At 45.2% G+C, this 20,911-nt stretch carries 18 protein-coding genes, 1 rRNA gene and 1 pseudogene; 1 reads left to right on the forward strand and 19 read right to left on the reverse strand.

Annotated elements, in window-relative coordinates; all coding sequences use genetic code 11:
- Window positions 1-23: 23 nt before the first annotated feature.
- The 7 genes from ACZ43M_RS17050 to map all read right to left on the reverse strand — a co-directional run bounded on the left by ACZ43M_RS17050 (window position 24) and on the right by map (window position 8,529).
- Window positions 24-1,573, reverse strand: a 16S ribosomal RNA gene (locus tag ACZ43M_RS17050).
- Window positions 1,574-1,997: 424 nt separating this feature from the next.
- Window positions 1,998-3,431, reverse strand: coding sequence for an MDR family MFS transporter (locus ACZ43M_RS17055; RefSeq protein WP_464503733.1), 1,434 nt, complete (start codon window positions 3,429-3,431; stop codon window positions 1,998-2,000).
- Window positions 3,432-3,773: 342 nt separating this feature from the next.
- Entirely contained in the window at window positions 3,774-5,006 is a 1,233-nt protein-coding gene (locus tag ACZ43M_RS17060; protein ID WP_464503734.1) for a DUF438 domain-containing protein, read from the reverse strand.
- A 176-nt stretch (window positions 5,007-5,182) separates the two neighbouring features.
- A complete protein-coding gene (locus tag ACZ43M_RS17065; protein ID WP_464503735.1) occupies window positions 5,183-5,866 on the reverse strand; it encodes a BsuPI-related putative proteinase inhibitor in 684 nt (227 codons plus the stop codon).
- A gap of 121 nt (window positions 5,867-5,987) precedes the next feature.
- Window positions 5,988-6,767: an HAD family hydrolase gene (locus ACZ43M_RS17070; protein WP_464503736.1), complete on the reverse strand. Its 780-nt coding sequence runs from the start codon at window positions 6,765-6,767 to the stop codon at window positions 5,988-5,990.
- A 51-nt stretch (window positions 6,768-6,818) separates the two neighbouring features.
- Window positions 6,819-7,691: an aminoglycoside 6-adenylyltransferase gene (locus ACZ43M_RS17075; RefSeq protein ID WP_464503737.1), complete on the reverse strand. Its 873-nt coding sequence runs from the start codon at window positions 7,689-7,691 to the stop codon at window positions 6,819-6,821.
- Window positions 7,692-7,788: 97 nt separating this feature from the next.
- On the reverse strand, window positions 7,789-8,529 hold the full coding sequence (map, locus tag ACZ43M_RS17080; protein ID WP_464503738.1) for a type I methionyl aminopeptidase: 741 nt from the start codon (window positions 8,527-8,529) through the stop codon (window positions 7,789-7,791).
- A gap of 160 nt (window positions 8,530-8,689) precedes the next feature.
- Between map and ACZ43M_RS17085 the strand changes: the two are divergent.
- Window positions 8,690-8,821 (forward strand): annotated as a pseudogene (locus ACZ43M_RS17085) (endonuclease); the annotation flags it as partial.
- Between the two features lie 290 nt (window positions 8,822-9,111).
- On the opposite strand, the gene ACZ43M_RS17090 reads toward ACZ43M_RS17085, so the two are convergent.
- From ACZ43M_RS17090 to ACZ43M_RS17145, 12 genes are all read right to left on the reverse strand, one after another.
- The gene (locus ACZ43M_RS17090) at window positions 9,112-9,873 is read right to left on the reverse strand and encodes a LamB/YcsF family protein (RefSeq protein ID WP_464503739.1); all 762 of its coding nucleotides are present in this window, start codon (window positions 9,871-9,873) and stop codon (window positions 9,112-9,114) included.
- Between the two features lie 17 nt (window positions 9,874-9,890).
- Window positions 9,891-10,127 (reverse strand): acetyl-CoA carboxylase, encoded by a 237-nt coding sequence (locus ACZ43M_RS17095; RefSeq protein ID WP_464503740.1) that lies wholly within the window; start codon window positions 10,125-10,127, stop codon window positions 9,891-9,893.
- A gap of 15 nt (window positions 10,128-10,142) precedes the next feature.
- Window positions 10,143-11,120, reverse strand: coding sequence for a 5-oxoprolinase subunit C family protein (locus ACZ43M_RS17100; RefSeq protein WP_464503741.1), 978 nt, complete (start codon window positions 11,118-11,120; stop codon window positions 10,143-10,145).
- Window positions 11,113-11,997 carry a 5-oxoprolinase subunit B family protein gene (locus ACZ43M_RS17105; protein WP_464503742.1) on the reverse strand — a complete coding sequence of 295 codons (885 nt, stop codon included), beginning with the start codon at window positions 11,995-11,997 and terminating at the stop codon, window positions 11,113-11,115. The genes ACZ43M_RS17100 and ACZ43M_RS17105 overlap by 8 nt, the downstream gene beginning before the upstream one ends.
- Window positions 11,997-12,608, reverse strand: a complete 612-nt coding sequence (locus ACZ43M_RS17110) for a nucleotidyltransferase family protein (RefSeq protein ID WP_464503743.1) — start codon at window positions 12,606-12,608, stop codon at window positions 11,997-11,999. Before ACZ43M_RS17110 ends, ACZ43M_RS17105 begins: the two co-directional genes overlap by 1 nt.
- On the reverse strand, window positions 12,602-13,705 hold the full coding sequence (locus tag ACZ43M_RS17115) for an XdhC family protein (RefSeq protein ID WP_464503744.1): 1,104 nt from the start codon (window positions 13,703-13,705) through the stop codon (window positions 12,602-12,604). Before ACZ43M_RS17115 ends, ACZ43M_RS17110 begins: the two co-directional genes overlap by 7 nt.
- Window positions 13,706-14,100: 395 nt before the next feature.
- A complete protein-coding gene (locus ACZ43M_RS17120; protein ID WP_464503745.1) occupies window positions 14,101-14,958 on the reverse strand; it encodes an FAD binding domain-containing protein in 858 nt (285 codons plus the stop codon).
- On the reverse strand, window positions 14,955-17,303 hold the full coding sequence (locus ACZ43M_RS17125; protein ID WP_464503746.1) for a xanthine dehydrogenase family protein molybdopterin-binding subunit: 2,349 nt from the start codon (window positions 17,301-17,303) through the stop codon (window positions 14,955-14,957). Before ACZ43M_RS17125 ends, ACZ43M_RS17120 begins: the two co-directional genes overlap by 4 nt.
- Window positions 17,300-17,821 carry a (2Fe-2S)-binding protein gene (locus tag ACZ43M_RS17130; protein ID WP_464503747.1) on the reverse strand — a complete coding sequence of 174 codons (522 nt, stop codon included), beginning with the start codon at window positions 17,819-17,821 and terminating at the stop codon, window positions 17,300-17,302. Before ACZ43M_RS17130 ends, ACZ43M_RS17125 begins: the two co-directional genes overlap by 4 nt.
- 27 nt (window positions 17,822-17,848) lie before the next feature.
- Complete coding sequence (locus tag ACZ43M_RS17135) at window positions 17,849-18,301, reverse strand: CoxG family protein (RefSeq protein WP_464503748.1); 453 nt, start codon at window positions 18,299-18,301, stop codon at window positions 17,849-17,851.
- Window positions 18,302-18,528: 227 nt separating this feature from the next.
- Window positions 18,529-19,380 (reverse strand): ABC transporter permease subunit, encoded by an 852-nt coding sequence (locus ACZ43M_RS17140; protein ID WP_464503749.1) that lies wholly within the window; start codon window positions 19,378-19,380, stop codon window positions 18,529-18,531.
- 148 nt (window positions 19,381-19,528) lie between these two features.
- Window positions 19,529-20,869: a flavin monoamine oxidase family protein gene (locus tag ACZ43M_RS17145; protein WP_464503750.1), complete on the reverse strand. Its 1,341-nt coding sequence runs from the start codon at window positions 20,867-20,869 to the stop codon at window positions 19,529-19,531.
- Window positions 20,870-20,911: the final 42 nt, after the last annotated feature.

The following is a 20,911-nucleotide window of genomic DNA, read 5'->3' on the forward strand; positions in this document are numbered from 1 at the left end:
CGTAAGGACTAACTATTCCTTAGAAAGGAGGTGATCCAGCCGCACCTTCCGATACGGCTACCTTGTTACGACTTCACCCCAATCATCTGTCCCACCTTAGGCGGCTGGCTCCTTACGGTTACCCCACCGACTTCGGGTGTTACAAACTCTCGTGGTGTGACGGGCGGTGTGTACAAGGCCCGGGAACGTATTCACCGCGGCATGCTGATCCGCGATTACTAGCGATTCCGGCTTCATGCAGGCGAGTTGCAGCCTGCAATCCGAACTGAGAATGGTTTTATGGGATTGGCTCAACCTCGCGGTTTTGCAGCCCTTTGTACCATCCATTGTAGCACGTGTGTAGCCCAGGTCATAAGGGGCATGATGATTTGACGTCATCCCCACCTTCCTCCGGTTTGTCACCGGCAGTCACCTTAGAGTGCCCAACTAAATGCTGGCAACTAAGATCAAGGGTTGCGCTCGTTGCGGGACTTAACCCAACATCTCACGACACGAGCTGACGACAACCATGCACCACCTGTCACTCTGTCCCCCGAAGGGGAAAGTCCTATCTCTAGGAGTGTCAGAGGATGTCAAGACCTGGTAAGGTTCTTCGCGTTGCTTCGAATTAAACCACATGCTCCACCGCTTGTGCGGGCCCCCGTCAATTCCTTTGAGTTTCAGCCTTGCGGCCGTACTCCCCAGGCGGAGTGCTTAATGCGTTAGCTGCAGCACTAAGGGGCGGAAACCCCCTAACACTTAGCACTCATCGTTTACGGCGTGGACTACCAGGGTATCTAATCCTGTTTGCTCCCCACGCTTTCGCGCCTCAGCGTCAGTTACAGACCAGAAAGCCGCCTTCGCCACTGGTGTTCCTCCACATCTCTACGCATTTCACCGCTACACGTGGAATTCCGCTTTCCTCTTCTGCACTCAAGTCCCCCAGTTTCCAATGACCCTCCACGGTTGAGCCGTGGGCTTTCACATCAGACTTAAAGGACCGCCTGCGCGCGCTTTACGCCCAATAATTCCGGACAACGCTTGCCACCTACGTATTACCGCGGCTGCTGGCACGTAGTTAGCCGTGGCTTTCTGGTCAGGTACCGTCAAGGTACCGGCAGTTACTCCGATACTTGTTCTTCCCTGACAACAGAGCTTTACGACCCGAAGGCCTTCTTCGCTCACGCGGCGTTGCTCCATCAGACTTTCGTCCATTGTGGAAGATTCCCTACTGCTGCCTCCCGTAGGAGTCTGGGCCGTGTCTCAGTCCCAGTGTGGCCGATCACCCTCTCAGGTCGGCTACGCATCGTCGCCTTGGTGAGCCGTTACCTCACCAACTAGCTAATGCGCCGCGGGCCCATCCGTAAGTGTCAGCGTAAACCGACTTTCAGCTTACCAACATGTGTTGATAAGAATTATCCGGTATTAGCACCGGTTTCCCGGTGTTATCCCAGTCTTACAGGCAGGTTGCCCACGTGTTACTCACCCGTCCGCCGCTAATCAACAGGAGCAAGCTCCTATTGATTCGCTCGACTTGCATGTATTAGGCACGCCGCCAGCGTTCGTCCTGAGCCAGGATCAAACTCTCCAAAAAAATGAGACTTCCGTCGCGGATGATTTTTCCGCGATGGTTAGTCGAATTTTCCGGGTATTTACGTGCAGTTTATCCGAAGGATATTACTGCACGTTAATACGGGGAAAAGATGAGTTGATTAGCTCATAAATGTTACGTTGGCTTCATTCTTTTAGGAATGAATAATTTTATTGTTGACGTTTTTGTTTGTTTAGTTTTCAAAGAACTATCGTCTGTCAAAGAAGCGACAATGAGTATCTTATCGCAATTCTATCAACATATCAACCATCAATTTTTTCCAGTTCGTTAAAACCAGATTTTTTAATTCCAACTTGTTTCAGCGGAATGTTTACTATCTTATCACGCTAAATTGAACTGAACAATGCATAAATTTTTCCATTTAATAAAACAGAAGACATATGCCCTAACAGCATATGTCTTCGAATTACTCCTGCATATTGACTTTCATTTTTCTCTTTGGTTGTTCTTCCTCAGCCGCATGGCTATTTTTTATAAATAAAGAAAGAATAAGGGTTGCCAACGAAAGTACGGCAACAACCATAAACGCCATGTTGGCTCCATACATGTCCGGATTGGAGATCTCCGGGCGTTGTGCCGCAGTCTCGGCTGTTGTTGTCATTACGGTCACAAGAATCGCGGTACCAACTGAAGCAGCAATCATTTTCATGGTATTATCCATCGCTGCGCCGTGAGGAATTAATCGCTTTGGCAGCTGATTTAAAGCGGCAGTAGCAACAGGCATCATCACCATCGACAATCCGAACATCCGGATGCCATACATGACCGTAATAAACGTCATACTTGTTGCGGGACCCAGATTTGTAAAGGCAAAGGAAGAGGCCGTTACGATGATTAACCCAACAATAACAAGCCACTTTGCACCCACTCTATCAAATACCCTGCCAATAAACGGAGCCATAAACCCACTGATTAACGCTCCAGGTAACAAGGCCAGACCGGCATCAAATGCTGAAAATCCTCGCATATTCTGCATAAATAACGGAATAATCGTCTCAGCACCGATTAAACCCATAAACCCAATCATGCCGATAATAATGGCATGCGGGAAAACCGAATAAACAAAAACTCTAAACTCGAGCATTGGATGTTTTAAGCGGAACTGCCGGAAAATAAACAGGAATAGAACAAGGCTGCCAATTCCCAAGGAAACAAGAGTAATCGAATGTAACCAACCGAAATTACCGGCGGACGTAAATCCATAAAGAAGTCCACCAAAACCAAATGAAGAAAGGATAATTGAAAGGACATCCACTTTCGGTTTGGAAACTTCCGTTACATTTTTTAATGTAAGAAATGCGATTACAATATCAATAAGGGCTATTGGTAAAATGATAAAAAATAACACCCGCCATGAATAATGGGATGTTACCCAGCCTGATAATGCCGGGCCAATTGCCGGTGCAAAGGAAATCACGAGACCGACCAATCCCATGGCGGCACCGCGTCTATTTACTGGAAATATCATTAAAAATACAGTCTGCATCAATGGTAGCATTACACCAGCTCCGCATGACTGAATGACTCTTCCAACCAGAAGCATTTCGAAGTTTGGTGCAATACTGCAGACTAAAGTCCCGACAGTAAACACACTCATTGCAGTTATAAACAGCTGTCTTGTAGTAAAACGTTCAATTAAAAATGCACTAACCGGAATCATAATCCCGTTCACCAGCATAAAGATCGTCGTCAGCCATTGGGCGCTGTTAGCGGTAATGTTCATTTCATGCATGATTGGCGGAATGGCTGTGATCATTAACGTTTGATTCAGGATTGAAATAAAAGTTCCTGCCAATAACAATGCGACGATTGGACCTTGCCTAATTTTAGTTTCTGTCATTCATCGTTCTCCTTTTTTCTGGATGTAGATTACAATATTATGTCCTCCGGGTCTTTTTGAAAAGGATTATTTTTAAATTTTTCAAAAAGTCCTTTAAAGATTACCTGAATTTTCTATTTATGCCAATGATTTTGCCTCAGGCAAATGGGACTGACAGTTAAACAATGTTATGCGACAGTTGGAACCGGTTATAAGACAGTAAATACGGGTTATAAGACAGTAAAGACAAGTTATACGACAGTAAATACTGGTTATATGACAGTAAAGACAAGTTATGCGACAGTTGGCAGAAATTAAATAACCCCCCTCACTACTACCTTGAGGGGGGCTTGCCGGTCTCATTTATTCAGACAATATCCGTTTCTCGCCTTCGATTTCCTTAATCGGGCCGATGTTTTGCGTAAACTCCATTGTACCCATATATGTTCCGTTTTCGTCACGAACCGCAAAGTAACGAATAAGCACGTATTTATCTCGCGCTTTAATCCAGAAATCCTCGCTATCCTTCCTGCCTGCTTTGAAATCTGCTAACAGATCTTCAACAACATGGACGCTTCTTGGCGGGTGGCAATTTTGCACTGTACGGCCAATAATCGCTTTGGTGCGGGCAAAGATACGTTCCTTCCCGTGTGTGAAGTAGCGGACCACATCCTCATGATCAATGAAGGTGATGTCAACCGGTAAATGGTTGAGCAGCAGTTCCAGCTGTTTTAATGACAGAATGCCAGTTTCCATCTTAATATACCCTTCCGAAATCGCCTTTTCGTCAAGAGCTTTCCGTTCTGGTTTCCACTCCGCTGCAGGCTCTGTTAAACAGTAGCCGATTTCATCGCTTTCATGGGCAATTTTGATCCACTCATCTTCCGTAAAGTTTTTCAGCGCCATTGGGAACAGAATATTTTCTTCACGATAAATCATCGCCGTGACTTCTTCCATGATCCAGTTAACCGCTTCGACAATTGCCTTTTTATCACCATCATATCCGGCTAGGTTACTCCGGGCTTCTTTTATTGCATCGACGATAAAATCATCGATTCTCCACATGTTGTTGGTCGGACCGTAGATGCCGTACTTCTCCAAATACGGGAAAATTAAATTTTCTTTACGGCTAAAGTGCTTTTGAATGTCTAATAGAAGGTTAATATCCTCGAGAATCTGGTAGACATTTCCATCTGAAGCTTCTTTTTCAAACTGCCAAAGATGAACTTGAAGCTTTGTTTTCACGAGCTTATCCAGTTCTCTATTTTCCAAAATAAAGGTATGAACAGGATGCCCTGGCTGGTCCTCAGGCCTTTGAGGGCGCTGCTCCTCTTCAATTCTACCCATAAAAATCCCGGTGTGCTGTGTATAAAGCCGCATTAATTCGTCTGCTGGCATAATACCCTCGTTTACGAATTCAAGCTGGAGCTCAGAAAGTTCTTCAATCGTTACTTTTCCGATAAAAGCGTCAAAATGCGCCTTGACCTCATCGAGATTTCTCCCATTATGAAGATCTTTAAAGATTGATTTTAATGTTTCCATACGTTCTGTATTGTTAAAAGTTACTTGTTCCCGGTTATTAATAATTTCACTCATCGGTATTCTCCTTCACGAAATACTTAATTGAAAATAATTCTTAATGAAAAAATATCATTTATTTCGTGCAGAGTTTGTGATTAAAATCATTCTTAACAAGTGAAATATTAACAACTTGTGAACATTGGAAACTAAAAAGGCAATAATCAGCGAAGATCATTGCCCTTTTAGAATGACTACTCTACCAAAAATTTCTCTATCACCATTTGGTTGTTTTCATTGGTTTTATAAACAACGGTAACCTGATCACCTTTCTTAAACGATGGTATTTGTTGCATTGCTTCATCGGAAAGCTGATAAGCCGTCTCTTTGCCATTAACCTTTAGTTCGACCGTATGCGGGTCGGCTTGCCCAATATATTCACCTGACACCTTTGCGGCAGATTGTTTTATAAGCACATGCCTGGATACCTTTGCCTGTTCCTCTTTGGCTGTTAAGAAAACCTCCAAAATATATTCGCCATTGTATACATCTTCAATCGTAAAATCTCTTGAAAATTCTTTATCTTTTCCAAGCGTTACTTCCTCAATGGCTTGTGTAACAATAGCACTATCTGAAAACTGACGAAGTTTTTTTCCCTGACCATCATACAAAATGTAGTCTACTTTTAATCCATCGGAAAACGATAGCTTTTGCGATTCTTCTGAAGTATTTTTTACAGTATACCTGACGTTTAGAGAATTGTTTTGTTCGGAAGTTTCGAATGTTGCCGCGAATTTGGCGGTTGCTTCATCTTGCTTTGGTGCTTCTGCCTTTGCACCACTGCTTTTTTCGTTTGAATTGGACGCTGTCCCGCATCCTGTTAAAAGCCCAAACACTAGCAAAGAACCAGCAGCGATTAACCACTTTTTATTTAACATTTCATTAACCCCTTTTTTGTATATTTTTAGTTTTCACTCAAGTAGTCGGAGAAAAAGGGATAGAAGTTACAACAAATAAAAAAGATTTTTTCCAAAAGAAAAAGCCGCCCAAAATGGCAGCTTACTTTTCAATAATTGGAAAAAGCTCTTGCAAGTGTTGGATTTCAAAGGTTGGGACCACTTCATTACGCTCTTTATTATGGCGGTTAATCCAAACCGATTTGATTCCGGCACGGTTGGCACCGAGAATATCTGTCATCAAGTTGTCCCCTACCATGATGACTTCTTCCTTTTCAAGTCCTGTCAGGGAAAGGGCATGTTCAAAAATGCCGGGATCCGGCTTTCCTCTTCCATAATCACCGGAAATCACAATAAAATCAAAATAAGGAACCAATTCGGGTGTGATTGCTAGTTTTGTATGTTGCAGGTCTGGTGAACCATTGGTTAATAGCAGCAATTGATATTTTCCTTTAAGAGCCTCCAGCGTGGCAAACGTTTCATCGTAGACAAACGGCAATTTTCGGCGTTCCTGTGGGAACCGCTCCGCTAGTTCGAGGCCAAAATCGGGATCATCAATCCCAAGTGCCTTTACCCCCGCAGTCCATGCATCTTTACGGTAACCAGGCACGATTTCTTTCATTTTCCTAAAATCATCCTGGTCATCGAGAAAATTCCCCCACAACCCTTCGAACGGATTAATTCCAATCATTTGTGTGAATGCATATGTCTCATAAGAAGAATATAAATTTCGTGCCGCTTCCCTAACTGCTTCCTCTAGTAAATTAGGGTCCACTCCATAACGATCTTCTGCCACTTTGCACGTAGCCACAAACGCTTCCTTCACACTCTTTTGATCCCATAGCAATGTATCATCCAAATCAAAGAAAATTGCTTTAATCATAGTGAGCCTCACTTTTACTTTTTTACTAGTTTACCATTTTTTCAAAAAACTCTAATACATTTCATTCGCATTTTTGGGGAGATTTCTAATATGGACTAAATGGGCCGACACATTTTTATCGTCCTCATAGGGATATTCGTACCCAAAATGCCCGGCAACATGAATGGCCGTTTTCCGAAACAGATCGCACATAGCAAAGAGAGATTCCCAGATGTTTTCTTCATTAGCATCGGCAAAGGTATCAGTGTAAACCACCCATTCATCCTCTTCCAAGTACCTTTTTAAGTACTTCCCAAAAGAGCCAATGCCTATTGAAAAATCGGTCCTACCTCCAATTGACCAGCCTAGCATTTGGTGAAGTACATTCCGGTTTATCTGTTCGAACATGAACTTTGTATAAGGCAGTTCTTCACGCCACAGGCCTTTGCTGATATTCAGGCAGATCCACCAAAATTCATTGCAAACATCCTGGAACTCTTTTTCCGAAGGCCTCTTAACATGAAAATCTTTGTCGCTCGACGGAGGCAGCTCTCCGATGATTCCGTCCTTATCAAGCAGTACGGTTCTCAGACTTTCCGGGTGTAGCAGCTCACCCATTCTCTCCAAAGGAATCAACGTTAAATCGATGCGGTTTCCATCCTTAAACCACATTAGATAGACAAATTGTCCAAGATTAGATGGTGGCGGCGTCCCCATGTCCTCTGGCATCTGCATCATGATTCGCTCACCAAACCGGTCAACCCAGCGAAGATCAGAGGTAAACGATTCTATGTTCTTCACAATATAAATAATGTCATAATCCTGGAAAAAATCCTTTTTGGCATTGGGATTTGTCCGTGACCCGCCCATTAACACGGCGCGGATGCGTACGTCATTTTTTGCTGTGCCAAGGATTAACTCAAACATTTCTTTTTCGGTCCTCATATTCTCTCCTCCTCTTCATCCATTGTACAAAAGATAGAATATTCCAACAAACTTATGTAAGAAAAAAAACGCTGTAAAACTTACAGCGTTCCCTCCATTAAAGTGTCGTAATAATCGGACCGTTCTTCGTCAGGATCATCGTTTGTTCGTACTGGGCGACAAAGCTTTGCTCCGTTATATAAGTCCAGCCGTCACCTTTTTCAACAACTTCTTCATCAAAAGTGGAAATAAACGGTTCAAAGGCAATGACCATTCCGTCCTTCAACAGTTCATCATCTGAAGGCTCATAATAATTGTAAATATACTCTGGCTCTTCGTGGATCGTGCGGCCAATACCGTGTCCGGTCAGGTTTTCAATGACTGTAAAACCGTGATTTCTTGCCGTTTTCACCACCGCTTTGCCTAGAGCACTTTTTCGTGAACCGGGCTTTGCTTTTTTTAAGCCCTCCTCAAACGCCAATTTGGCCACTTCACAGAGTCGCTTCAGGACTTCATCACCATTACCAACTACAATGGAAATACCAGTATCAGCGAAATAGCCATTTTTAGAACCTGACACGTCGATATTGACCAGGTCCCCTTCCTTGATGACACGGCTGCCGGGAATTCCGTGGGCAACCTCCTCATTCACACTTATGCAGGTGTAGCCAGGGAAATCATATTCTCCATTGGGTGCTGATACCGCTCCTTCTTTTTGAAAAAGCTCACCCGCAATTTCGTCAAGTTCTTTTGTCGTGATGCCCGGTTTTGTACGACGGACCAGTTCGTCCCTGATCATCCCGCAAATCCTGCCAATTTCCTTTAAACCGTTAAAATCTTCTTCTGTCTTTGCAATCATGTTCTTACCTACTTCTTTCTTTAGTCATATGTACTATATTGTAGCTTTTACTGATAAAAAAATTCAAGTGAGGATAACAGACAGATTTTTCAATTTTCCTCGCTTACCAGTATAATAGTTCGGGTCTTTTAGAGAATTGAAATTATCCGAGCGTACGTTAAAGATGAACACCGAGCATATTGTGCCGCAATCCTGGTTCGGAGCGGTAGAACCGATGAAGGGCGATTTGCATCACCTTTTTGTTTGCGAACCGGAGTGCAATATTGCGAGGTCAAATTTCCCCTATGAAGATTCGTTTATTGATATGCCTGACTTAGTAGATAAAATTATTTTTCCGATTAATTAAAACCAGCACCAGCTGATTAGCAGATGGTACTGGTTTTTTTATTAATAGACATTTTTTTATGGGTATGGGCGATTTTGTCTAATAGGATCCTTCTATAAGACAGTTTGAGCCCTGATAGTATCTTTTTTGTCTTTTAGACGGGTTCTATAAGACAAATCGAACATAGACCAAACCAATTCTGTCTAATAGAATCGTTCTATAAGCCATTTTCATGAGTTTTTATTAAAAAGTGGCTTTTATAATATATCCTTTACCGGTTCCACAGTTATCCCCGCCACTTCCAACGCTATCCGAATTTGCCTGATTAATTCTGGCGCCCCGACGGTGTCTCCGTGGATACAGACGGTCTGAACCTCTACCGGCGCTTCATCCCCATCAGGTGTAAATACCTTTTTTTCCTCTACCATTCTCACAACTCGCCGAGCCATGTCCTCGTAGCTTTGAATCGTCGGCCCCGTCCTAGTCAGGATAATCGATCCATCTAATGTATGTTCCCGGTCAGCGTAAACTTCTTTTGCAATCGGGATGCCCATCTCCTTGCCGACATGCGCCACCGCAGAATTATTTAATGCAAACACGATCATTTTTTCGGAAAAACCGGCGATCCCTTCTAGTATTGCCCGGGCGAGTTTTTCATCACTCATCGCCATCATGAAAAGCGCACCGTGCGGCTTGCAGTGCTGCAGTACCAACTCGTGCCGATCCGCGAATCCTTTAAGAGCACCCATCTGATAAATGACGTAATCCTTTACCTCATCAGGGGTGCAGCTCATATAACGGCGGCCAAATCCCATTAAGTCCGGAAACCCGGGATGGGCGCCAATAGCTGCGCCGTATTTTTTCGCCAGAAGCACAGTCCGATTCATCACATGCGGGTCGCCGCCGTGGAACCCGCATGCGATATTGGCAGAAGTAATGTATTTCATCATCTCTTCGTCATTGCCAATTTGGTAGAGTCCGAAACTCTCACCCATATCGCAATTCAAATCGACCTTCATCCCCAGTAATCACCTCACTATTTTAACAGGACAATTTCCTGACCGGCATCAACAATATCCTCATTGCTTACTAAAAAATTCCCCACAACTCCAGCTTCTTCAGCCTTCAACTCATAAAAGGTTTTCATAATTTCGATTAAGCCTACAGTATCTCCGGGTTTAACCACCTCTCCTTCCCTGACAAAATCCGGTTGGTCAGGAGAAGGGCGCCGGTAAAATACTCCCGGCAGCGGGGCAATAATCGCTTTGCTCATCCATATACCTCCTATCTAACGAGAAGCTATGCTCTCGGAAATTTTATTTAACACAAGCTGTCTCTCTTTACGGATTTGCAAGGCTTCATCCAGACTGACGGAAACAAACCTTACCTTTTCATTTGTTTTGATTTGGCCCATGGTATTCAGGTCGGTACTTATGACGGTTGCAACTGTTGCATAACCCCCTCCGGTAACCGCATCATGCAGCAGAACAATTGGTTCAACGCCATCCGGCACCTGAATTGAACCAATCGGATAGCCCAAATCAGTAACGTTTGACGGATTGCTGCCGGCGCCAAACGGCTGCTCCCGTTCAACGAATTGCAGACGCTCCCCCTTATGCCGGTAGCCGATGCGATTGGCCTCCGGCGTAACAGTCCATTCGGTCTCAAGAAATGTCCGCTTGCTTTCTTCTGTCAACCGGTAACTGCACAAACCGACGATGACGCGGATTTCATGACTTTTTCCAAATGAAGGTATCAGGTATTCCTCAATCCTTGTCCCCGCCGGTACCTTCCGCTCATGCAGGTTCCCGGTTTCCAGAACATCACCCGCCGCAAGCGCCCTTCCTTCAAACCCGCCGATTCCAATTAAAGTATAGGTTGAGCGGGAATTCATCACGAGCGGCACATCAATCCCGCCTTCTACCGCCAAATAAATCCGCGCTCCGGTTTTGACAAAATCAAACGAAAGGACATCGCCAGCTTTTACAGGGAGTGTTTCCCACATTGGCACAGGCACTCCGTTGATTTTTGGAGGAATCTCACCGCCAGTTAAACTAATCATGGTATCTTTTTCAAACAAAAGCTCCGGGCCGATATAGGTAATTTCCAGAACCGCGGCATTATGATGGTTGCCGACAAGCATGTTACCCACCCGGAAGGCGAACTGGTCCATCGCACCGGAAGGAGGCATGCCAATTTCATATAATCCTAATCTTCCTTGGTCCTGAACGGTCGTTTGCAGACCAGGTTTCAGCACTTTAATCATGGTATAACCTCCTTAACACCATTTCCGAGAACGCTTCAGGATTTTCCAGAACCTCCTGCGGGGTGAACGTGATCTCCTTTTTCCGATACGTGAAGGTACCGGCCTCCACCTCGGCACGCACCGCATCGTATTCATCTCTCGTAATGCTTCGATAGCGGAAAATATCCCCCTGCTTCGGGAAAACAATGGAATCCTGGAAATCCGGCAAGGTTTGTTCCTTTTGATAGATTGGTGCGGGGGCGATGCCGTACATTTGATAGCCGCCTGCCCCTTGAACTGGATAAATGACGGCAAATGCTCCGCCAAAGCCAAAGGTTCGCTCAGGGGTAAAGGTACGCGGCCGGACATATTTCGGCACCTCGATTTGTTTTTCCTGTCTAACAATTTGGAAGCACCACGGTAATCCTGGTACGAAGCCAATCATTGAAACGAGAAACGGTGCAGCATCAATCGCCCCAATAAATTCCTCCTTACTGGCGTACCCGTTCACTTTTGCGCTGTATTCGAGGTCTGTACAATTCGGGTCCTGATGGCGGTCACGAAAACGCATCACGGCCTCGTGCGTCCATGGATCTTCGAATAAAACCGGTACATCGACAATCCTTGAGGAGATTTCAATATTCAAGTCCTGGATACTGTCCTCAATTTCTTTTAGTTCGTTAATTAATTGGTTGGGATGTAATACCTCTGGATTGACGCGAACCATATAGGAAGCATTGGATGGACAAATATCGATGATACCTTCAAGATTCCGTTCCTTCAATTTTCTCGTAATTGCGATCCCCTTAAAATTCGCCTCCAAGCTCATCGCTTCCGAAAGCTGGACAAAGACAAACTCGTCCCCGCCATATTCGTAGCGGGTTTGCAAGTTGCTCATCATATCACCTCTTCTATCTTTATTGCTTCCCGATAGGCCTCAGGTGTGTCAATATCAAACACAACGCCTCGGTCACTAGAATCTAGTAAAATATGATTCTTTATATGTCTAATCAATGGTTTTGCCCCGACATCCCCTTCTAGCGTTTGCCAGTTTAGCTGCCTAAAGTGACCGAGCAATACAGGATGTCCGGGTTGTTTTTTATACCTGGGCTGGACGACAAACGGCTCAGCTGTCTTTGAAAGATGACTTAAACCGATTTCATAGACCTGTTCAAAAGTACGGGGTTGTATAAGCGGCAAATCAACCAGCAGCAACAGCACACCGGCATATTTCTCTGAAGCATGCTCCAATCCGCATTTTAACGAAGCACTAAGTCCATTACGATAACTCCTGCACCTGATAAACTTTACCCGCCCGTCATTTACCGAAACTGTCTTTAAGATGGCATCGGCCTCATGGCCCAGAACTACAATAATTTCATCCACTGGCAGCCGTGACAGCTGTTGAATTTGATATTCTAGTAGTGTTTTTCCCTGCCACTGCAGCAATGGTTTAGGTTCCTTCATCCGCGCCGATTTGCCCGCTGCCAGCAAAATACCAGCTACCATGATTGTTTTTCAGCCATTAAGCGCTGCGGTTTATGAATAAATGTCTTATCTCGTAGAAATCCGCCGTTATGCCCATTCCGGAACGCTGTGATTTCTGCCATGATGCTTAAGGCTATCTCCTCGGGGGTTTCCGCTCCGATATCAAGGCCAATTGGGCTATGAAGTTTTTCCAATTCTCTGTTTGAAAAAGTGACTCCCTGCTCCTTCAAATGATTCATCATCTTTGCCCTTCTGATCCGCGGACCCAGCAACCCGACATATGGGGCTTCAGATTTTAACACAAAAGCTAGAGAGTCGATATCCCGTTCCAAATGATGGTTCATAATGACACAATAGGTGCGGCTATCCATTTTCCCTGGTTTTGATAACAGGCTGTAAGCTGTCGGAAACCGTTCTGATGTGTTAAAACTGCGCCGTGGGTCAATTACAATTGTTTGATACCCAAGCAATGAGCTTAATTGGGCAAGTGGAATCGCGTCATGTCCCGCACCAAATATACAAAGCTTTGGCGGCGGGAATTGAACATCAAGAAACACCCGGACTTCCTCTCCAGTCTTTTTTGTCAAAAAAATCGTTTCAGATGAAGCTGTTTGCTGTGCTAATTTCTGCATCGCCATCATAACAGTGCTCTCTTGTAAGATTTCATCACCCCAGTTGTCACCATAAATATCTGATTCCGTTACTAGTAGCGGCAATTCCTCAGATTCGATAAGTTTACATACAACGAAAGCTTGTTTTTTTGCATAAGCATCAGCCGTTTGCTGAAAAAACCTGGAGGAATCAATCGGTTCGATCAGGATTTCAACGGTGCCTGGGCAGCCTAAACCAAGTCCCCAGACAAGGTCCTCGTCCAACTCGTATTTCTTTAAAATCTGATTACCCGAACTGAACACCTCTTCGGCCGAGGCGGCAACATCCCCTTCCAAACATCCCCCGGAAATCATCCCGTGATAATCCCCGGAAGGTTCAATGATCATTTTCGCGCCTTCACGTTTATAGGCAGATCCCTTCACTGTAATAACAGTGGCCAAAACACCGGGCTGGTGCTCCTTAATCATGCTCGATAATAGCTCGGTAACTTGCTGGTTCGATAACATTCTCTTACACTTCCTTGTTTGGGAACTTTCAATATAAATAGTTCAACAATCAACAAATATGCAGGCAAAAATTGCAGACTTTGGACTTGAATGGCGACTTTTCCTTTAATTAACCTGAAAACTATCTTTAAAATAGGACAGTTCACGACCGAAAAAAAATATATCTGCGATAAATGGGGATTTATCTGCGAAAAAAACAATTTATCCGCGAAAATTTAAATTTATCCGCGATATTTTTGATATATCCGCGAAAACCACCAATATATCCGCGAAGCATCATTTTTCAAGAATTATAAGTTACTATTTTTTAAGAAAACCCCAAAACCAAAAGCCAAACCACTAGTGTGCTAAACTTTTCCCCCGGTGGTTTGGCCTTGTTGTCATTTGATGCGGTTCTACCCTAGGACCTTCTGCAATGCCCGCTCCGTATACACTTTGCAAAGATGGGCCCGGTACTCGCTCGAGGCAAACAGGTCTTCCCCCATGTCCCCGTCAGCGCCGGCTAGACTGGCAGCCTGTTTGAGATTCTCTAAAGTTGCCGGTTTTCCGAACAGGAACTTTTCGGCCTGCTCGGCACGGAAAGCATAATCGCCTGCTCCAGTAATCCCAATCCGGATATGATTGACAAGACCATCAGCTGTTTTACTGGCAACCGCACAGACGCCGACAACTGCATAGCCTGATGCAGGGTGAGAATATTTTAGATACGTACTTTTGGCGCCAACAGGCGGAACGGCAAAGGAAATTGCGGTCACGACGCTAGTTTCCGGCAATGTGGTAATAAATGGTCCAAGCAAGAATTCCTGAATCGGCACCTTCTCTTCTCCGTCCTCACCAGTCAGGTGCACAACTGCATCCAGGGCCAAAGCAACTGCAGGCAAATCGGCGGATGGGTCGGCGTGGGCAATATTACCGCCGACAGTGCCCTTATTGCGGACCTGCATATCGCCAATTTGCTTGGCTGTCTCCGCCAATACCGGCAAGTGAGCCAGGACCGTTGCGTCTTGAGAAACCTCCGCATGAGTAGTCAGCGCCCCAACCATCAGCCTGCTGCCGACGATTCCAACGCCCTTCAATTCATTAACACCGCTGATATCTATCAGCGTGCCCGGAGTCGACAATCGAAACTTCATTAGCGGGACCAGGCTGTGTCCGCCTGCAATCAACTTGCCCTCGCCATTGCTATTTTTCAAGTATTGAATCGCTTCCGGTATTGACGCTGCCCGTACATAATCGAAACTAACAGGGATCACTTCATAACCCTCCCTTTGTGAATCGCCTTCCACACCTTTTCCGGGGTAAGCGGCATTTCTAAATCCACCACGCCAAATGGCTTTAGCGCATCCATCACGGCATTGACGACAGCAGATGGTGCAGCTGTGGTGCCCGTTTCACCGACACCTTTTGCCCCCAGCGGATTAACCGGACTTGGCGACTCAACGAAACTCGACTGTATCATCGGGAAGAATTTCGCCCTCGGCATCGTATAATCCATAAACGTGCCCGATAAAAGCTGGCCTTTTTCCGAATAAACAGTTTGTTCCCATAAAGCCTGCCCGATTCCCTGCGCCAGACCTCCATGGACTTGGCCCTCGACAATCAGCGGGTTCAAGATGCGGCCGACATCATCAACAGAAACATATTTTTTCAACTGCACAACTCCTGTTTCAGGGTCAACCTCCACAACACAAATATGAGCGCCGAACGGGTAAACGAAATCAGGCGGATCAAAGAAGCACTGTCCCTCTAATGCTGGTTCCACGCCTTCGGGCAAATTCCAGGCATTGTTTGCCGACCAGGCAATTTCCTTAAAGGTGCGTTCCTTGCCGGGGAACCCTTTTACCTTAAACACGCCATCCTCAAATTTCATTTCCTCCGGTGATACTTCCAGTTCGTGCGCAGCAATTTTCTTCGCTTTTTCGATAACGCGGTCTGCTGCAATTGAAAGCGCCCCGCCTGCTACCGGCGTTGTCCGTGACCCGTACGTCCCCCAGCCCATTGAAATCATATGGGTATCTCCATGGAGCAGCTCAATATCCTCAACAGGAATCCCGAACTTTTCTGCCACTACCTGGGCAAAAGTGGTTCCCTCGCCTTGGCCGTGCGGCGATGCCCCGGTAAATACCGTTACCTTGCCGCTTGGATGAACGCGGACTGTACAGTTCTCATAAAGTCCACCGCCAAAGCCAATGGCACCGGCAACTGGCGATGGACCCAAGCCACAAAGTTCTACATAAGTGGAAATGCCAATTCCCATCAGAGTGCCGTTTTTGCGCGCCTCTTCCTGTTGTTTCCTCAAGCCGATATAATCCGCAGTCTTCAATGCCTGGTCTAGAACCTTCTGGTAATCGCCGGAATCATAATTACAGCCCATTGCATTTGTATATGGAAATGACCCTTTTGGTACCAGATTTTTCTGGCGGACCTCCACCTGGTCCATACCGATTTTTTCAGCATACAGAGAGACAATTCTTTCAATCTGATAGGAAGCTTCCGGTTTTCCGGCACCACGATAAGCGTCCGTTGGCGTCGTATTCGTATAGACGCCGATTGTTTCAGCGGAAGCATACGGAATCGTGTAGGCCCCTGTCACCATTAACCCAAAATCAATCGTCGGCACTCCTGCTCCCATCGTTGATAAATACGCGCCAAGATTTGCGACATTCTGGGTGCGTATAGCTAGAATGTTGCCATCCTTCGTTCCTGCCAGTTCAGTGGTGATTACTTGGTCACGGGCATGACTGGTCGCGAGGAAATGCTCCTGGCGGTCCTCGATCCATTTCACCGGCTGTTTCAAATCCATCGCCGCAAAGGCTGCCAACGCTTCCTCAGTATAAACAGCAATTTTCGCCCCAAAACCGCCGCCAACATCCGGCGCTATAATCCGCAATTTTGTTTCCGGAATTCCCAAGGCCTCTGAATACTGCAACCGATGAATATGCGGATTCTGTGACGTACACCAAAGCGTCAACTCGCCGCTGCCCGGGTTATACTGTGCAACAGCCCCACGCGTTTCCATCGGGTTGGCGGCAACCCGCTGCTCGTAGAAACGCTGCTTCACCACGACCTCTGCGTTGGCAAACACTTCCTCAGGCACTTCGCCCGCTTTCCATATAAAAGCCACATTCCCCGGCACGTCATCATAAATTGTCGGAGCCGAGGCCTCGATTGCCGCCTCCTGATGAACCACCGCCGGAAGTTCCTCGTATTCGACATCAATTAAATCCAAGGCGTCTTGGGCCAAATAGCGGCTTTCAGCAATCACCACCGCTACCGCTTCTCCGGTATAATTAACCTTATCCACCGCAAGCGGTACTCTATCTTTGGGAATCAGGTCACAACCAGGCACCAGCCAAATCGAGCGGATCGGCTTGATTTTATCCTGAACATCCTTGCCAGTGTAAACGGCCAGTACTCCTGGAAGCTTCAAGGCACCATCAACCGATATCCTTTTTATCACAGCATGGGCATGCTGGCTGCGTTTGACCGCCATATAAAGCATTCCTGTCAATTTGATATCGTCGGTGAACTGCCCGTTTCCGGTAATCAATTTCGGGTCTTCTTTCCGCTTCAGCGGCTTGCCGACAACCTTTGTCATTGACTTCCCCCCTCTGCCGGTACGACCTGTGATTGCTGCTGGGCGTTTCTGATTGTTTCTGCAGCCTGTTGAACAGCCTTGACAATAAACTGATATCCGGTGCAGCGGCAGATGACTCCGTCAAGGGCATCCCTAATCTCCGTCTCGGTCGGATTTTGATGTTCCTGCAGCAGGCCGTTGACCGCCATCATAATTCCAGGCGTACAAAACCCGCATTGCAGTCCATGATTCTCCCAAAAACCGGCCTGTATCGGATGAAGCTGTTCAACCGAACCCAATCCCTCTACTGTTTCAATAGCAGCCCTGTCTGCCTGAACCGCCAGCACCGTGCACGACTTCACAGCTTTGCCATCCATCATCACCGTGCAAGCGCCGCATTGGCTTGTATCGCAGCCAATGTGCGTGCCGGTTAGGTTGAACTCATCGCGCAGTAAATGGACAAGCAAAAGTCGAGGTTCAACCTCGGCCTGTTTGACTTTTCCATTTACTTTTATTTCGACATTAAGCTTTTTTGCCACCCAACCAACCTCCCTTTTTAAAAATACCTAGCTTTCATTTTTCATTTCTTTTTCAGCACTCTTGAAAAATTGCCCGAGAATGACTTTGGCGACACCTCCCATTACTCGTTGACCAACCGAAGCCAGTACACCTGTCACTTCGATTTCAGCGACGCAGGTAATTTTTGAACCCCCTTCTACTTCTTCTGCTTCTTCAAGAATCATATCCGCTACTGCATCAATCTCCCCAGGCTTGCCTTTTCCCTTTACCAATAACCGATAATAGGTTGGCGGGATTTGGTCAACCTGCTGGACCTCAGCAGAAAACAGACCTTTTACAGGACCGGTATTCAGCCCCAGTTCGGCCACATAGATTCCCTTTGGTGTTTCTTTAAATGACTGGCAGCCTGGAAGAGAGCTTCTAAGAACCCTATCATCCTGTATGTACCTCCACACAATGTTCCTTGGCAGGTCGAAGGTATAGCTGTATTCTATTCTCAACTTATCACCTCCTTGGATTGACTGACTTGGAGTGATTTTTAAAAGTAATGGCCAAAATTGGTACACTTATCCTATTCTTACGACCCGTTATACCCTATTATTCTAAGAATTTTCAAAAAATGACCCTAAATGAAGGCTTAATAGAATTAGAAAAAGGATAATCGGCATGCGATTATCCCTGGCTTTTGTTTATATTTTTGATTCCTTTTAAGTATGCAATCAGTTTATTAAGCGTCCCGTTTACGATCAAAACTTACCCATTCATACACCCGGTAGAGAATAAAAAATGGGACGAAAATAAGGATACAGCCCATAACAAATGGGTCTGTTCCCGTCAGCATAGACCGCATCAGGCCATTCATATTAAATAGGTAATCTATTACCAATAATGTTGACAGCATCGACCAGAACACCGTTTTCGATGTCCCGAACATCCCATCGACGATATTTCTCAAGACGTGTACGTTTAAGATATAGGAAAAAGCCAGCCCCTTTGCCTTTGCCAATTCTACATAATATTTCTCTAACTCTTCTTCTATGTGATGAATGATGACCTTTGTGATGTAAAAACTAATCGGTACACTTAAACAAATGACCGGAAGCAGAATTGCTTTTTCACGTACTGAAACAACTGTTGCTAGTTTAATGCCAGTTTTTTTATAAATAACAATGACTGCCAGCTGCAGCAGCAGAATCAGCATAAGGTCCGGAATAGATTCAAAAATCTCAAGCAGATTTTTGATGGTTTTCATTCTCTTTTTGAAAAAGAACAAGGCCAAATAGGAGATAAAGAAGGCAATGGAAACAGCCGCCAGAATTCCTAAACCTAATATTTTCATAGATTCTTTGTATTTATCAAAAATGGTTGGAAAAATGGGGTTGGTACCATCTATTGTTAATGGCGTGAATTCAATGAGTCTTTTATTGAACTCAATGACACCCTGAAAATACTCAGTTGGGTTAAAGGTTAAATTATGAAAAAGAATGGGCAGAACACCAATTAAGATTAACACTTCAACCGCAATAACGCATTGTAGGATTAAAGTCCCCACTTTCCCAGAGAAACGAATCGCTGTCATATGTACATCCTTTCTATATATGGAATTTCTACTATTTTTAGGTAAAACAGCATTACTATTATACATATTTTTCTAATTTTTGGCGATAATTAACTTTTTACAACAGAAATAGGTGCCTCCAAAAGAGACACCCTTTACTTGCTTGAAATTATTCATTATTGACCGGGATCTTTTGTTTTCCAGTTACCTGGCCTGTCAGATAGCAATGAACCTTGCGGCTGACTGTAATTCCCGTTTCAATCGCTCCATCAATAAATCCGGCCCATCCATTTGCATAGGTGGTTCCTGCCAGGAAGACGGTATTTTCAGGCGTGTTCCATTCTTTGTGATAGGTCGATAACTGGTTGGGCTTTAGCATCGGCCACATTTCTTTGGACAATGGATCATTTACCCAGTCGTGACCAGTACTTTCTAGGACTTCGATGTCCGGAATCCAGTAACGCAATGCCTGTTCCACTCCGGCCCGGTCTTCCGGATTAAGCAATGCAGCGCTTGGTCCAAACCCGACTAAGATACTGTCTGCATCAACATAACGGTCCAAATGGACAGAATTTAATGGATACCATCCAGGAGCCAAGGCATCAAAGGGTTCTAATTTCCCTTTCACACGTGCCCAAACTTTGACGCCTTTTGAGGTTTGGCCTTCTTTGGAGGAGGCCTGTTTCTCAAGTGACAGCTCAGGTTGGAAATCAATATCCTGCAATGTGGTGAGTGGCACAGTTACAATTACAGCTTTTCCTTTAAAGGCTGACCCGTCTTCTGTTAAGACCTTAACATCGTTTTCATTTTGTTCAATTCTTTTTACAATAGTTGAAAGCTTCACTTCTGCTGCTGCATCTGCTGCAAGAGCTTCAATTAAAGCACTCGTTCCCTTTTTTAAGCGAAAAGTGGAAATCATCGCACTTTGCGTTTCCCAGTTTCCTTGTGAAAACGCCCACCAGCGCAAGATTTGGGTAACAGCGCCTTCTCCCGGATCACCGCAAAAGTCGGAGGCAATCCACCCATGCAAAATATCATATTCCTCTTGTGTGAGGCCAAAATCCTTCAAAAATTGTTCTGCGGTAACACCATCCAACTCTCTCAAACTATCGGATTGTAAAGGCTTAAATGGCTGCGGCAAATACTTGCCGCCTTCCTTCAGGAGCCGTTCGACCGCATTTCTTAGTTTCGCTTTATATACGCCAACGGGAGCACAATACGATTTTCCATCAGCCATCCAATATACTTTTTCCGTTTTCGGAGCGGTGGCAAGCTCCAAACCGTAACGGGTAATCTCTGTCCACACATAAGGCTGATGCCAATGGACATAAGTCCCGCCCATTTCCAGTTCAGTCCCAAGTCGATGATCCACCCAAGTTCGGCCGCCCAGGCGGTCACGTGCTTCTAACACAAGAACACGATGTCCCAAGAAACGCAGCTCCCTGGCCGCAGTCAATCCGGAAAAACCGGCACCAACGATAATGATGTCATAATTAGTTAAATTCATCATAATAACCTCCTAATCTCTAGACCTGTGTCACTATATAAATCA

It is taken from the genome of Neobacillus sp. B24, from assembly GCF_055381825.1.